The sequence below is a fragment of the Vibrio sp. QJM3NY_27 genome, from assembly GCF_057785955.1.
The window spans coordinates 3,042,273-3,056,629 of the sequence record NZ_CM173511.1 but is presented as its reverse complement, the minus strand read 5'-3'; the positions used below and the strand labels follow the sequence as shown (position 1 = coordinate 3,056,629).

12 protein-coding genes are annotated in these 14,357 nt (G+C 44.0%); 7 read left to right on the top strand and 5 right to left on the bottom strand.

Annotated features, from left to right (window positions below; all coding sequences use genetic code 11):
- Positions 1 to 181 precede the first annotated feature (181 nt).
- Positions 182 to 1,336 carry a methionine adenosyltransferase gene (metK, locus tag AC3CIA_RS13560; protein WP_004735487.1) on the bottom strand — a complete coding sequence of 385 codons (1,155 nt, stop codon included), beginning with the start codon at positions 1,334 to 1,336 and terminating at the stop codon, positions 182 to 184.
- A gap of 377 nt (positions 1,337 to 1,713) precedes the next feature.
- Here metK and tkt point away from each other — a divergent pair, with 377 nt between their 5' ends.
- The 5 genes from tkt (at position 1,714) to mscS (ending at position 8,780) form a co-directional block, all read left to right on the top strand.
- Positions 1,714 to 3,708, top strand: a complete 1,995-nt coding sequence (gene tkt, locus AC3CIA_RS13555; RefSeq protein WP_371706787.1) for a transketolase — start codon at positions 1,714 to 1,716, stop codon at positions 3,706 to 3,708.
- A 215-nt stretch (positions 3,709 to 3,923) separates the two neighbouring features.
- Positions 3,924 to 4,973, top strand: coding sequence for an erythrose-4-phosphate dehydrogenase (gene epd / locus AC3CIA_RS13550; protein ID WP_146454360.1), 1,050 nt, complete (start codon positions 3,924 to 3,926; stop codon positions 4,971 to 4,973).
- Positions 4,974 to 5,139: 166 nt separating this feature from the next.
- Positions 5,140 to 6,303, top strand: coding sequence for a phosphoglycerate kinase (locus AC3CIA_RS13545; RefSeq protein ID WP_004735491.1), 1,164 nt, complete (start codon positions 5,140 to 5,142; stop codon positions 6,301 to 6,303).
- A 155-nt stretch (positions 6,304 to 6,458) separates the two neighbouring features.
- Positions 6,459 to 7,535: a class II fructose-bisphosphate aldolase gene (gene fbaA, locus AC3CIA_RS13540; protein ID WP_004735492.1), complete on the top strand. Its 1,077-nt coding sequence runs from the start codon at positions 6,459 to 6,461 to the stop codon at positions 7,533 to 7,535.
- Positions 7,536 to 7,913: 378 nt separating this feature from the next.
- Positions 7,914 to 8,780, top strand: coding sequence for a small-conductance mechanosensitive channel MscS (mscS, locus tag AC3CIA_RS13535; RefSeq protein ID WP_065205680.1), 867 nt, complete (start codon positions 7,914 to 7,916; stop codon positions 8,778 to 8,780).
- 110 nt (positions 8,781 to 8,890) lie between these two features.
- Here the strand turns inward: mscS and AC3CIA_RS13530 are convergent, their stop codons facing one another.
- The gene (locus AC3CIA_RS13530) at positions 8,891 to 9,520 is read right to left on the bottom strand and encodes a LysE/ArgO family amino acid transporter (protein WP_146454356.1); all 630 of its coding nucleotides are present in this window, start codon (positions 9,518 to 9,520) and stop codon (positions 8,891 to 8,893) included.
- Positions 9,521 to 9,662: 142 nt separating this feature from the next.
- Between AC3CIA_RS13530 and AC3CIA_RS13525 the strand changes: the two genes are divergently transcribed.
- Positions 9,663 to 10,559, top strand: a complete 897-nt coding sequence (locus AC3CIA_RS13525) for a LysR family transcriptional regulator ArgP (RefSeq protein WP_146454354.1) — start codon at positions 9,663 to 9,665, stop codon at positions 10,557 to 10,559.
- 110 nt (positions 10,560 to 10,669) lie between these two features.
- Entirely contained in the window at positions 10,670 to 11,383 is a 714-nt protein-coding gene (locus tag AC3CIA_RS13520) for an oxidative stress defense protein (protein ID WP_054547458.1), read from the top strand.
- Between the two features lie 120 nt (positions 11,384 to 11,503).
- Here the strand turns inward: AC3CIA_RS13520 and serA are convergent, their stop codons facing one another.
- The 3 genes from serA to AC3CIA_RS13505 all read right to left on the bottom strand — a co-directional run bounded on the left by serA (position 11,504) and on the right by AC3CIA_RS13505 (position 14,353).
- Positions 11,504 to 12,733 (bottom strand): phosphoglycerate dehydrogenase, encoded by a 1,230-nt coding sequence (gene serA / locus AC3CIA_RS13515; RefSeq protein WP_017077788.1) that lies wholly within the window; start codon positions 12,731 to 12,733, stop codon positions 11,504 to 11,506.
- Positions 12,734 to 12,994: 261 nt separating this feature from the next.
- On the bottom strand, positions 12,995 to 13,651 hold the full coding sequence (gene rpiA / locus AC3CIA_RS13510; protein WP_054547459.1) for a ribose-5-phosphate isomerase RpiA: 657 nt from the start codon (positions 13,649 to 13,651) through the stop codon (positions 12,995 to 12,997).
- Positions 13,652 to 13,753: 102 nt separating this feature from the next.
- Positions 13,754 to 14,353, bottom strand: coding sequence for a 5-formyltetrahydrofolate cyclo-ligase (locus AC3CIA_RS13505; RefSeq protein WP_108111742.1), 600 nt, complete (start codon positions 14,351 to 14,353; stop codon positions 13,754 to 13,756).
- Positions 14,354 to 14,357: the final 4 nt, after the last annotated feature.

The window sequence follows — 14,357 nt, the reverse complement described above, 5'->3', positions numbered from 1 at the left end:
ACCTTAACTATTGTCAGTAGTGCTAGAAAACACAAATTATCAGCGGATTTTTATACTAAGTGGTTAACGGTAAAGAAGACTTGGACAGGGTGTTCTAGCGGGGGAAGGTTTGGTAAGTACATAAAAATAAAGCCCTTACTAAGAAGTAAGGGCTTTAAAGAAACAAATCGCAGTGGCTAAATTATTTTAGGCCAGCGAAGTCCGCAAGGATTGCTGCTTTGTCCGTCGCTTCCCAAGGGAACTCTTCGCGACCGAAGTGACCGTATGCAGCCGTCTTTTTGTAGATAGGCTGAAGAAGGTTCAGCATCTCTTGAAGACCGTATGGACGTAGGTCGAAGTTTTGACGAACTGCTTCAATGATGATTTCGTGAGCTACTTTCTCAGTACCAAACGTTTCAACCATGATAGATGTTGGATCCGCAACACCGATAGCGTAAGACAGTTGAATCTCACAACGGTCAGCCATGCCAGCAGCAACGATGTTTTTCGCAACGTAACGCGCTGCGTAAGCTGCAGAACGGTCAACTTTTGATGGATCTTTACCAGAGAATGCACCGCCACCGTGACGAGCTGCGCCGCCGTAGGTATCAACGATGATCTTACGACCTGTTAGACCACAGTCACCCATTGGGCCACCGATTACGAAACGGCCGGTTGGGTTGATGAAAAAGTTAGTGTCTTTATTGATCCACTCAGCAGGAAGTACTGGCTTGATGATCTCTTCCATTACCGCTTCACGTAGGTCAGGTGTTGTTACTGAATCACAGTGTTGAGTTGAAAGAACAACTGCGTCGATACCAACAATCTTACCTTGGTCGTATTGGAACGTAACTTGAGATTTCGCATCTGGACGAAGGAAGTCAAGCTTGCCGCTCTTACGTACTTCAGCTTGCTTCTTAACAAGAAGGTGAGAGTAAGTAATTGGAGCTGGCATTAGGATTGGTGTTTCGTTAGTCGCGTAACCAAACATGATACCTTGGTCGCCTGCGCCTTGATCTTTAGGATCGGCTTTATCAACACCTTGGTTGATGTCTGGAGACTGCTTACCAATTGTGTTTAGTACAGCACAAGAGTCTGCGTCAAAGCCCATATCAGAATGAACGTAACCAATTTCACGAACTGTTTCACGAGTGATTTCTTCGATATCAACCCATGCAGACGTTGTTACTTCACCGCCAACCATAACCATGCCGGTTTTAACGTAAGTCTCACAAGCAACACGTGCTTTTGGATCTTGTTCCAAGATGGCATCAAGAACAGCATCAGAGATTTGGTCTGCAATTTTATCTGGATGGCCTTCTGAAACAGATTCAGAAGTGAATAGGTGCTTAGCCATGAGAGCTCCACTTTTAGTTTAGTTTTTAGTTGCAAATAGTTAAATGCAAATAATTTTAGGCGTCGCAAGCTAGGAAGCGCCGCCATTAAATACAGTATATTTTGTAGGTGTTTCTACATCTAGACGGCTATTCTAAATTCCAGCGGTCGAATTACAAGCTCTTTTTTATGATATGTCATAACTAATCGTTTGCGTATCGGTCGAGATAACACATTGCTAAGTGATGTAAATGTTCGAAAATTGCGAAAAGTGACCGTTAAAATGCCAGTAAAACGTTTGCAGTCGCTAAAGTCGTTTGAGAGAATACCCGCGCTAATAAAAATGAAAACTTTAGCATCAATCTATTTTTTAAATCGCTTATGTACTCAGGAGCAGACATGCCTTCTCGTAAAGATCTAGCCAATGCAATTCGCGCACTTAGCATGGATGGCGTTCAACAAGCAAATTCAGGCCACCCTGGCGCACCTATGGGTATGGCTGACATCGCTGAAGTTCTTTGGCGTGGTCACTTGAACCACAACCCAGCAAACCCAGAGTGGGCTGACCGCGACCGTTTTATTCTGTCTAACGGGCATGGTTCAATGTTGATTTACTCTCTGCTTCATCTTGCAGGTTACGAGCTTTCAATTGAAGACCTTAAGAACTTCCGTCAACTGCACTCTAAGACTCCTGGTCACCCAGAGTACGGTTACGCTCCTGGTATCGAAACAACGACTGGTCCTCTAGGTCAAGGCATCACTAACGCTGTTGGTATGGCGATGGCTGAGAAAGCATTGGCTGCACAGTTCAACAAAGAAGGCCACGACATCGTCGATCACTTCACTTATGCATTCATGGGTGATGGTTGTCTGATGGAAGGTATCTCTCACGAAGCATGTTCTCTAGCAGGTACGCTAGGTCTTGGTAAGCTGGTTGCTTTCTGGGATGACAACGGCATCTCTATCGATGGCGAAGTTGAAGGTTGGTTCTCTGACGATACACCTAAGCGTTTTGAAGCTTACGGCTGGCACGTAATCTCGGCCGTTGATGGTCACGACTCTGATGCTATCAACGCGGCTATCGAAGCAGCTAAAGCGGATCCTCGTCCAACGCTTATCTGTACTAAAACTATTATCGGTTTTGGTTCTCCAAACAAAGCGGGTACGCACGACTGTCACGGTGCTCCACTAGGCGCTGATGAAATCACAGCAACTAAAGCAGCACTTGGTTGGGAACACGGTCCTTTCGAAATCCCGGTTGATATCGCAGCTGAGTGGAATGCGAAAGAAGCGGGCGCAGCGAAAGAAGCTGCTTGGAATGCTAAGTTTGACGCATACGCAGCCGCTCACCCAGAGCTAGCAGCAGAATTTAAACGTCGTACTAACGGCGAACTACCAGCTGAGTGGGAAGAAAAAGCAAACGCAATCATTGCTGATCTTCAAGCTAACCCAGCAAACATCGCATCACGTAAAGCATCTCAAAATGCTCTAGAAGCGTTCGGTGCTATGCTACCTGAATTCATGGGCGGCTCTGCTGACCTTGCGCCTTCTAATCTGACTATGTGGTCTGGCTCTAAGTCGCTTGAAGCAAATGACTTCTCTGGTAACTACATCCACTACGGTGTACGTGAATTCGGTATGACGGCTATCATGAACGGTATCGCTCTGCACGGTGGTTTCGTACCATACGGCGCAACGTTCCTAATGTTCATGGAATACGCGCGTAACGCAATGCGTATGGCTGCTCTGATGAAAATTCAGAACATCCAAGTTTACACGCACGATTCTATCGGCCTAGGCGAAGATGGTCCTACTCACCAACCGGTTGAACAGATCGCTTCTCTACGTCTGACTCCAAACATGAGCACATGGCGCCCATGTGACCAAGTTGAGTCTGCTGTTGCTTGGAAACTGGCAATCGAGCGTAAAGATGGTCCTTCTGCACTTATCTTCTCTCGTCAAAACCTTGCACAACAAGATCGTGACGCTGAGCAAGTAGCAAACATCGCAAAGGGTGGTTACATCCTGAAAGATTGTGCTGGCAAGCCAGAGCTAATCATCATTGCTACAGGTTCTGAAGTTGAGCTTGCTGTTGAAGCAGCAGCACAACTAACAGCTGAAGGTAAAGCAGTACGCGTAGTCTCTATGCCTGCAACTGACGCGTTTGATAAGCAAGACGCTGAATACCGTGAATCTGTACTTCCATCTGACGTAACAGCACGTATCGCTGTAGAAGCTGGCATCGCTGACTTCTGGTACAAGTACGTTGGTTTCGGTGGCAAGATCATCGGTATGACAACGTTCGGCGAATCTGCACCAGCGGGTGAGCTATTCAAGATGTTCGGTTTCACTACTGAAAATGTAGTAAACACAGCGAAAGAGCTTCTTGCTTAATCATTGACTGATGGCCTTGTGCTAACAGTTAAATGAAGGAAAAAACCGAGCGCTGAGTTCGGTTTTTTTGTATCTGGGGTTTGTTATCACTTAGACTAAGGCTTACAAGCAACAGATCAATCTGTCATAAGTAAGCTGAGTTATTCAAGTAATGCCTTTTAGGTAGGATTCAGTTATCATCTGTTGCACGAAATTTTGGTTAGATGTAAGGAACTATGCTAAAAGTCGCGATAAATGGATTTGGACGAATAGGGCGCAATATATTGCGCGCTGTCTATGAAAGTGGCAAAAGCCAACAAATCAAAGTAGTAGCGGTCAATGAGCTTGCTCAGCCTGACGCTATGGCTCACCTATTGCAGTACGACACCAGTCACGGCCGCTTCGGCAAGAAAATCTCAAACGATCAAGAGCACATCTATGTTCATCATGGCATTGGTGCTGAAGATAAAGGAGAGTTTGATACCATTCGTATCTTACACTTGGCTGATATTGAACTGCTGCCTTGGCGTGACCTTGAAGTCGATATTGTTCTCGATTGTACCGGTGTTTACGGTTGCCGAGATGACGGCTTAGCACACATCGCTGCTGGAGCGAAAAAGGTGCTGTTCTCGCATCCTGGTGCTAATGACCTTGATAACACCATTATCTATGGTGTGAATCACGAGACTATCGAAGCCGATCATCGAATCGTTTCCAATGGTTCATGTACCACCAATTGTATTGTCCCTATCATCAAGGTGCTTGATGATGCCTTTGGTATTGAGTCCGGCACGATTACGACCATTCACTCTTCTATGAATGACCAGCAAGTGATCGATGCGTACCACAGCGACCTACGTCGAACTCGAGCAGCAAGCCAATCCATCATTCCTGTCGATACCAAATTGCATAAAGGTATTGAAAGAATCTTCCCGAAATTTTCTAACAAATTTGAAGCTATATCTGTGCGTGTGCCGACGGTAAACGTCACTGCGATGGATTTAAGTGTCACAATTAATGCAAATGTGAAAGTTAATGACGTAAATCAAACCATTGTTAATGCATCCCAGTGTACATTACACAATATAGTTGACTATACTGAAGCGCCGCTCGTTTCCATCGACTTTAATCACGATCCCCATAGCGCAATTGTTGATGGTTCACAAACTCGAGTGAGCAACGGCCACTTAGTAAAAATGCTTGTGTGGTGTGACAATGAATGGGGCTTTGCGAACCGGATGCTGGATACGGTTCTTGCAATGCAAGCTTCTGAAGGCAAGAAGTAAGACCTAGAAGCAAATGTGTGGATTATTTATTTTTTAGCTTGAAATAAATGCTAAGTGTCCACATATTATGAGTAGTTAAAGAATTACCAGTTGAATAATTTATAGGCTTAGCAGGGTTGCTGAGTTTCCAAAACTTTATTTTTATTTAAATTTGAGAGGACAAATCATGTCTGTGATCAAGATGACTGACCTGGAACTTGCAGGTAAACGCGTATTCATCCGTGCTGACCTAAACGTACCAGTAAAAGACGGTAAAGTAACTTCAGATGCACGTATCCTTGCATCTCTACCAACTATCAAACTTTGCCTAGAAGCTGGCGCAAAAGTTATGGTTACTTCTCACCTTGGTCGTCCTACTGAAGGCGAATACAACGAAGAGTTCTCTCTAGCTCCTGTAGTTAACTACCTAAACGACGCACTAGACTGCGACGTTAAACTAGCGAAAGATTACGTAAATGGTCTTGAGCTAAACGCTGGTGAACTAACTGTTCTTGAAAACGTTCGCTTTAACAAAGGCGAGAAGAAGAACGAAGAAGCACTTTCTAAGCAATACGCTGCACTATGTGACATCTTCGTGATGGACGCATTCGGTACAGCTCACCGTGCTCAAGCTTCTACACACGGCGTTGGTACTTACGCTCCTGTAGCATGTGCTGGTCCTCTTCTAGCTGCTGAGCTTGAAGCTCTTGGTAAAGCAATGGACAACCCAGCTCGCCCACTAGTGGCTATCGTTGGTGGTTCTAAAGTTTCTACTAAACTAACTGTTCTAGAATCTCTTTCTAAAATCGCTGACCAACTTGTTGTTGGTGGTGGTATCGCGAACACGTTCATCGCTGCTGAAGGCCACAACGTAGGTAAGTCTCTATACGAAGCTGACCTAGTTGAAACTGCTAAGAAGCTAATGAAAGAGTGTGCTATCCCAGTAGCGACTGACGTTGCATGTGCTAAAGCATTCGACGAAAACGCAGAAGCTGAAATCAAGCACGTTTCTGAAGTTCAAGACGACGACATGATCTTCGACCTTGGCCCAGATTCAACTGCAGCTCTAGCTGAAATCATCGGCAACGCAAAAACAATTCTTTGGAACGGCCCTGTAGGCGTATTCGAATTCAAAAATTTCGAAGCGGGTACTGCTGGCATTTCTAAGGCAATCGCTGACTCTGAAGGTTTCTCAGTAGCAGGCGGTGGTGACACGCTAGCAGCTATCGACAAGTTCGGTATCAAAGCAGATGTTTCTTACATCTCTACTGGCGGCGGCGCTTTCCTTGAGTTTGTTGAAGGTAAAGTACTTCCTGCAGTAGCAATGCTTGAAGAGCGTGCTAAAGCATAATTGATTTAGAAAGGCGAGATGTGAATCTCGCCTTTTAACGTTTGCTGCATATCACACTTTTTTGCTAGAATGGCATAAGTTGTGAGCAAACGATTGCAAATTTTTAAACTTAAGTTTTTTAATCTTAAAACGATAGAATAAATAGGACTATTTCCATGTCTAAGATCTTCGATTTTGTAAAACCTGGTGTGATTTCTGGCGATGACGTACAGAAAGTATTTGAAGTAGCAAAAGCAAACAAATTTGCTCTTCCTGCAGTAAACGTAATCAACACTGATACTATCAACGCTGTTCTTGAAGCTGCTGCTAAAGCAAAAGCTCCAGTTGTTGTTCAGTTCTCTAACGGCGGTGCTGGTTTCTTCGCTGGTAAAGGCGTTAAACTTGAAGGTCAAGGCGCACAAATTCTTGGCGCTGTAGCTGGTGCAAAATACGTTCACGCAGTAGCAGAATCTTACGGTGTTCCAGTTATTCTTCATACTGACCACGCTGCTAAGAAACTTCTTCCATGGATCGACGGTCTACTAGACGCTGGTGAAGAGTTCTTCGCACAAACTGGTAAGCCACTATTCTCTTCTCACATGCTAGACCTTTCTGAAGAGTCTCTAGAAGAGAACATTGAAACATGTGCAGCTTACTTAGCTCGCATGGCTAAACTAAACATGACAATCGAGATCGAACTTGGTTGTACTGGTGGTGAAGAAGACGGCGTTGATAACTCTGATATGGACGCATCTGAGCTTTACACTTCTCCTGAAGATGTTGCATACGCATACGAGAAACTAAACGCAGTTAGCCCACGTTTCACTATCGCAGCTTCTTTCGGTAACGTACACGGTGTTTACCAAGCTGGTAACGTTGTACTTACTCCAACTATCCTGCGTGACTCTCAAGCATACTGTGCTGAGAAGTTTGGCATTGCAGCTGACGCTCTTAACTTCGTATTCCACGGTGGTTCTGGTTCTTCTGAAGCAGAAATCCAAGAGTCTATCGGTTACGGCGTTATCAAAATGAACATCGATACTGATACTCAGTGGGCTTCATGGGATGGCGTTCGTACTTACGAAGCTGAGAACCGTGATTTCCTACAAGGTCAAATCGGTAACCCAACTGGCGAAGCTGCTCCAAACAAGAAGTTCTACGATCCACGCGTATGGCTACGTGCTGGTCAGTCTTCAATGGTTACTCGTCTTGAGAAAGCATTCGCTGACCTTAACGCTGTAGACGTACTGTAATTCTTTGAATTAAGTACTCTTTAAGTTTTAAAAGCCCGCTCATTGAGCGGGTTTTTTTATGTCTGATAAAAACTTGTACTAAATATGTGAAAAACCTAGCGTGCGGTGAATAAATTTCGTAGTCTTTTAGTTATCGGTATTTGTGTTTATTGGTAAGTTTTATTAATTCAAAAGCTTACATAAATATGACTTTGCAATCTGTCAAAGATAGGATATCGTGCCGAAAAATTGAACTTGGTTCAGTTTATAAAAAAGGACTTGGCTTTAATTTACTTTTAACACAACGACTTAATATGAGTTATACGGTTTATTTTGTTGTTGGGTAAGTTTGGCTTAAGGCAGTTTAGCTCATAGCATATTATATAGAGGATGCACATTATGGCTGATAGTTCGACAGCGATTGAGACTCCACTTGTGGATGGTCTGTCTCACGCAGAACAGTGGTTAACAAATAACTCAGATCTGTTTATTCAATACGGTGTAAACATTATCTCAGCACTGATAATTCTATTTATTGGTAACCTTATTGTTAAAGCAGTAGCGAATAGCGTGTCTAAGGTTCTTCAGAAGAAGAAAATGGACCGAGCAGTTGTGGAGTTCGTCCATGGTTTAGTTCGTTACTTGTTGTTTGTTATCGTTTTAATTGCTGCACTTGGTCGTCTAGGCGTTCAAACTGCATCTGTGGTTGCTGTTATTGGTGCGGCTGGTTTGGCTGTTGGTCTTGCACTACAAGGCTCACTATCTAACTTTGCTGCGGGTGTACTTATCGTTGCATTCCGTCCATTCAAGTCTGGTGACTACGTGGAAATTGGTGGTGTAGCGGGTTCAGTAGATTCAATTCAGATCTTCCAAACCGTTCTAACAACACCAGACAACAAAATGGTTGTAGTACCTAACGGCAGCGTTATTGGTAGCCCAATTACTAACTACTCTCGTCATGATACGCGCCGTATTGATCTAATGATTGGTGTTTCTTACAACGCCGATCTTCAAAAGACAAAAGCGCTACTGACTAAGATCTGTGAATCTGATGAGCGTGTACTGAAAGAGCCTGGCGTTCAAGTTGGTGTTCACACACTAGCGGATTCTTCAGTTAACTTTGTTGTTCGTCCTTGGGTCAGCACTGCTGACTACTGGAATGTTTACTTCGACCTGATGCAAGCAATCAAAGAAGGCTTGGATAACGAAGGTATCGAAATCCCATTCCCGCAAGTGGATGTGCACATGAATAAAGTAGAAGCTTAATTTCTAGTTAGTTTTTCTAGCTATAAGCTTTTATAAGGAAAGGCGGATAACTTAGGTTATCCGCCTTTTTTTGATGAGTTAAGTCTGTGGATGACTCAATATGAACGGATTTAGCCGTACTGCTCAATGAGTCCATTGGCGAGTACAAGTGCAATAGTGAACATCATGGTTGCTACCGCGATATCGATGCCTTTCTTAACTTTGGGTTTCGATAGCGTTGGGCCTAGCTTTGCAGCGCCTAATGACAAAGAGTAAAACCACACGAATGAAGCTAAGATAGTCCCCATAGCAAAAGCTATTCTATCGTTGCCTTCAAACTGCCCGCCTATGGATCCAAGAATCACTACAGTATCTAAATAAAGATGCGGGTTTAATACGGTTACTGCCAATGCACCTAAAACAACGGTGCGCTTACCGCGAGCCAGTATCTCACCCTTTGATTCATCACTAATACGTGTTCTGAACGCACTGCGCAGTGATAATAAACCATAAACGGTTAGGAATGCGATACCACCCAGTGTCACTGAGGTGAGCAGTAATTCATTTTGCGACAGGATCGCTCCGCCACCAAAGATACCCAATGAAATGAACAAGGTATCGAGTAGGCTACAAATCGTCGCTGTGGTTAGGTGGTGATTGCGTTTAATCCCTTGATTTAAGACGTACGCGTTCTGAGCGCCAATAGGGATGATCATACTCGCCCCTAGACCAAAACCTTGTAATAAAACCCAAAAATTCATTTCAACCTCCACTTAATTAAAGATATTTACGTGCTATATGGCGAAGATACTCTGACACTTTAAATAAGTATAATTAATGATTTTAATCTATTATTAGAGTTGCTAATGTGGGCGGTAGTTAGGCCAAAAAGGAAGCAAGTTGATGCGTGGATTGGATTATAAATGGATAGAAGCACTCGATGCTGTGGTGAAACAACGCAGTTTTGAAAGGGCAGCCGAGCAGTTATATATCTCCCAGTCTGCGGTGTCTCAACGCATCAAACAACTGGAAAAATGGTTAGCACAGCCTGCTCTGGTAAGAGAGAGCCCACCAAGGCCAACACCAGCAGGAAAAAAACTGTTGGGTTTGTATCGTCGTGTTCGCTTGTTAGAGCATGAGCTTGTCCCAGAGTTGATGAACGAAGAGGGAGCTCAACCTCTTTCTCTGTCTATTGCGACCAATGCTGATAGCTTGGCGACATGGTTACTTCCTGCGTTATCTGATGTGATGAATTCACGTCAAGTTGAGTTGAACCTTGCGATTCATGGTGAATCAAGAACCATTGAGAAGATTAAAAGTGGTGAGGTTTCTGGGGCAATCAGCCTCGAACCTCAACCTATTCCGGGTTGCAGTGCGGACTATCTTGGAAGAATGGATTATGTGTGTGTGGCGAACCCTAGCTTCCATCAACGCTACTTCTCTGATGGAGTGAACTATTCGACACTAACCAAAGCCCCTGCGGTTTCGTACGACCAATACGATGATCTGCATAAGAAATTTTTGCATGATCATTTTAACGTCCCGAGAGATAGCGTGATCAATCATACTGTCGGTAGTTCAGAAGCATTTGTACGCTTGGCATTGTCGGGCGTTGCCTACTGTTTGATTCCTCGATTGCAGATTATCGAGGAGCTAGAGTCTGGTGCTTTGATTGATATTACGCCCGGCTTTTTATTGTCTTACCGAATCTATTGGCACCATTGGCAATTAGAAAGCGGGGTACTGAAAGAGATATCTCAAGCGATATTAAATTATGCCCACAGCCACTTACCTCAGTAAGCTGTTGGTTTTTGCAGCGTCAAAGTTGTGTTAGAAGTCCTGTCGCGGGATTGGTTATGTGACAAATTGCTATATGATAAAAGAACATTTGTTCAGCATAGGTCTACCTAATGAAGTTTGTACCAAAGATGTTAGCAACGTCTCTTACTCTTACTGCAGCATTGAGTGCTGTGAGTTTTCCATCATTGGCTGACTCGCCATCTTTTCCGCATATTTCAACGACAGGCTATGGTGAAGTGATCGCGACACCAGACATGGCGACATTTTCAGTTAGAGTCGTGGAATCGACGATGACTGCTGAGCAGGCTAAAAATACCGTTGATAAAGTGGTGACTGGCTTTCTAAATAAGCTACATCAAGCGGGTGTTGATGAGGCGAGTGTACACAGCTCTAACCTGTATTTATCTCCTCAATATCATTACCCGAAAAATGGTAAACCTGAACTGGTTGGTTACCGTGCGTCACGTAATGTGACCGTTCAAGTGAATGAGCTAGCCAACTTAAATGACTACATGGATATTGCCATCGGGCAGGGTATTAACCAGATCGATAATATCCAACTTCAGGTTCGTGACCAAGCTAAGTATCAGGAGCAAGCGCGCTTGGAGGCCATTAAAGATGCGACATCAAAAGCTAAATCATTAGCGAGCGGTTTTGAGCGCGAGTTAGGTGATGTCTGGCGCATAGATTACAACGCACAATCTTCTCAGCCTGTATTGATGCGTTCAATGGCAATGGATGCGAGAACCGAGTCGAATTCTTATGAAGATTCGACGATCACCATTCGTGATCGAGTGAATGTGATCTACCAACTAGAAGAGTAGTGAACATACCTCAGGAAGGGATTAGATCATCATGATCTATTTACCTACAGTAGACCAAATACTAAAAAGGCTCTCATTACGAGAGCCTTTTCTATTTTTACTTATGATCTAATTCGATGATTAGTGAAGTAAACGAGCACGAATGGTGCCTTCGATCTCTTTCAGTTTAAGCAGAGCTTCTTCTGAACGATTCGCTTCCACGTCGATAACCACATAACCCATATCTGCTGCAGTTTGTAAGTACTGACCTGCAATGTTAATCCCTTCCTCTGCGAAGATGGTGTTAATTTGAGTTAGGATACCCGGACGGTTCTCGTGAATGTGCAGCAGGCGAGAAGCACCTGTATGTAGTGGTAATGATACTTCAGGGAAGTTAACACTGGATAGCGTTGAGCCATTATCAGAGTATTTTGCAAGCTTACCTGCTACTTCAACACCGATGTTCTCTTGTGCTTCCTGAGTTGAACCACCCACGTGAGGCGTTAGGATCACGTTATCGAACTGCATCAATGGTGACTCAAATGGGTCAGCATTGGTTTTTGGTTCCGTTGGGAATACATCGATTGCTGCACCTGAAAGGTGACCAGAATCTAGGGCGCCGCACAGAGCTGGGATATCTACTACCGTGCCACGTGCTGCATTGATAAAGATAGAACCAGGCTTCATGCGCTCGAACTCTTCTTTACCCATCATGTTCTTCGTTTCATTGGTTTCAGGTACGTGCAAAGAGATCACGTCACACTTGTTCAGCAAGTCAGTCATAGTATGAACTTGAGTTGCGTTACCCAAAGACAGCTTGTTTTCGATATCGTAAAAGTAAACGCGCATACCAAGGTTTTCAGCAATAATACCTAGCTGAGTGCCAATGTGACCGTAGCCAATAATACCTAAACGCTTACCACGAGCTTCGTAAGAGTTGTCAGCACTCTTTTTCCAGATACCACGGTGAGCAAGAGCATTCTTCTCTGGGATACCGCGTAGTAGCAATAGAACTTGACCAAGAACCAACTCAGCAACGCTTCGAGTATTTGAGAACGGTGCATTGAATACAGGGATACCGCGTTTTGCTGCCGCTTGAAGGTTAACTTGGTTAGTACCAATACAGAAACAACCGACTGCAACTAGCTTTTCAGCTGCATCAATAACTTCTTGGGAGATGTTGGTGCGAGAACGGATACCAATGAAATGAGCATCTTTCACTGCTTCAAGAAGTTCATCTTCAGGTAGTGAGCCTTTATGGTACTCAATGTTTGTGTAACCAGCGGCTTGCAGTACTTCTACAGAAGAAGGGTGAAGACCCTCTAGAAGTAGAATTTTAATTTTTTCTTTTTCCAGTGAAACTTTGGCCATTGTTCTCGTCCTTAAAATGGAAAGGTTGGGCAAATGCGGCGCACGTGCTACAAAACGGCTAAAAGAGGAACTTATTCACCATTTTGTCAGGAGACAAACGTTTTCCCTGTGCGTCTTCTGAACAATAAAGTAACAAAAAAAAAATGTTTTGGGTAAGAAAATTACGGAATAAGACATAATTTTACGGGCGAAAAGCAAAAAAAACGGCGCCCTTGGGCACCGTATGTAATGAAGTAACAGAAAAACTCAATCTTCTATTATTTATTCTTCAATTTTTGCACCTTCAGGTGTGCCTGTGATAACCACATCAGCACCACGGTGAGCAAATAGACCAACCGTAACCACACCAGCGATACCGTTGATGATATCTTCTAATTGTTTCGGGTTTTCGATCGCCATGCCGTATACATCTAGGATCACGTTGCCATTATCGGTTGTGCAACCTTCGCGGTAAACTGGGTCACCACCAAGCTTTACTAGTTCACGTGCAACATATGAACGTGCCATCGGGATAACTTCAACAGGCAGTGGGAATTTACCCAACACATCAACGGCTTTAGTACCGTCAACAATACAAATAAACTTATCAGAGATAGCCGCTACGATTTTTTCACGAGTCAAAGCAGCACCGCCGCCTTTGATCATGTCGCGTGAACCGTTGATCTCATCTGCGCCATCAACATAGATGTCTAACTTGAATACGTCATTACACTCAAATACTTTGATTTCTAGCGCTTCTAGTTTTTCAGTAGAGGCTACAGAGCTTGAAACCGCACCTTTGATTTTTTCTTTCATTGTGCCTAGTGCGTCGATGAAGTGATTTACTGTAGAGCCAGTACCTACACCTACAATGCTGCCTTCTTCAACATATTGAAGTGCTGCCCAGCCAGCTGCTTTTTTCATTTCATCTTGAGTCATGCCATTCTCCTGAATAAGGTCTTGCGCTTTGAATTAATCGTTCGCGTATTGAAGTTAACGTTTGGATATCGAGGTTAACGTTTGCGGCGCGATTATAGCGCTTTAATGGCTGTTTTCCCATTGCCAAGTCTTACTCGGAGTCACGATTTTAGGTAACGGAATGTCCCACTCTTCAATCGGCAGTGTATCGACATGCTGGCAATCATGAGCTAAACCAATTGGCGTTGCGCCTTCACCAGTCTCAAACCATCGAGCCAAGGTACGATCGTAATATCCGCCGCCCATGCCTAAGCGATGCCCTTGAGAGTCAAAGCCCACTAATGGTGTGAGAATAAGATCGAGTTGTTGGCATGGTTTGACGAGTAATTGATTCATCTGAGGTTCAACGATTCCGTACTTATTCAAAACCGTCGGTGTGCTTAGCGAGTAGTGCAGAAACAGCAGGTGTCCGGCCGAGAAGGGGTGCAATACTGGTAAATAAGTTTGCTTGCCTTGCGCCCATAACCATTCAATTAAAGGCTGGGTATCGAGTTCGCCATCAATGGAAATATAGAGGGCGATATGTTGAGCTGACTGAATCTCATCAAGCTGAGAGCACTGCTTAACTAAGTCTATACCGGATTGAGTTTGTTGGTCGCCAGATAAGGCATTGCGTTTGATACGGATCTGTTTGCGAAATTCGCTGCGTGTGAGCGTCTTCATAAGA

Bases quoted from the DNA above. Each gene is read 5' to 3' on its own strand.
- AC3CIA_RS13530 (WP_146454356.1), bottom strand. From the start codon at position 9,520: ATGAATTTTTGGGTTTTATTACAAGGTTTTGGTCTAGGGGCGAGTATG.
- AC3CIA_RS13520 (WP_054547458.1), top strand. From the start codon at position 10,670: ATGAAGTTTGTACCAAAGATGTTAGCAACGTCTCTTACTCTTACTGCA.
- metK (WP_004735487.1), bottom strand. From the start codon at position 1,336: ATGGCTAAGCACCTATTCACTTCTGAATCTGTTTCAGAAGGCCATCCA.
- tkt (WP_371706787.1), top strand. From the start codon at position 1,714: ATGCCTTCTCGTAAAGATCTAGCCAATGCAATTCGCGCACTTAGCATG.
- mscS (WP_065205680.1), top strand. From the start codon at position 7,914: ATGGCTGATAGTTCGACAGCGATTGAGACTCCACTTGTGGATGGTCTG.
- fbaA (WP_004735492.1), top strand. From the start codon at position 6,459: ATGTCTAAGATCTTCGATTTTGTAAAACCTGGTGTGATTTCTGGCGAT.
- rpiA (WP_054547459.1), bottom strand. From the start codon at position 13,651: ATGACTCAAGATGAAATGAAAAAAGCAGCTGGCTGGGCAGCACTTCAA.
- serA (WP_017077788.1), bottom strand. From the start codon at position 12,733: ATGGCCAAAGTTTCACTGGAAAAAGAAAAAATTAAAATTCTACTTCTA.
- AC3CIA_RS13505 (WP_108111742.1), bottom strand. From the start codon at position 14,353: ATGAAGACGCTCACACGCAGCGAATTTCGCAAACAGATCCGTATCAAA.
- epd (WP_146454360.1), top strand. From the start codon at position 3,924: ATGCTAAAAGTCGCGATAAATGGATTTGGACGAATAGGGCGCAATATA.
- AC3CIA_RS13525 (WP_146454354.1), top strand. From the start codon at position 9,663: ATGCGTGGATTGGATTATAAATGGATAGAAGCACTCGATGCTGTGGTG.
- AC3CIA_RS13545 (WP_004735491.1), top strand. From the start codon at position 5,140: ATGTCTGTGATCAAGATGACTGACCTGGAACTTGCAGGTAAACGCGTA.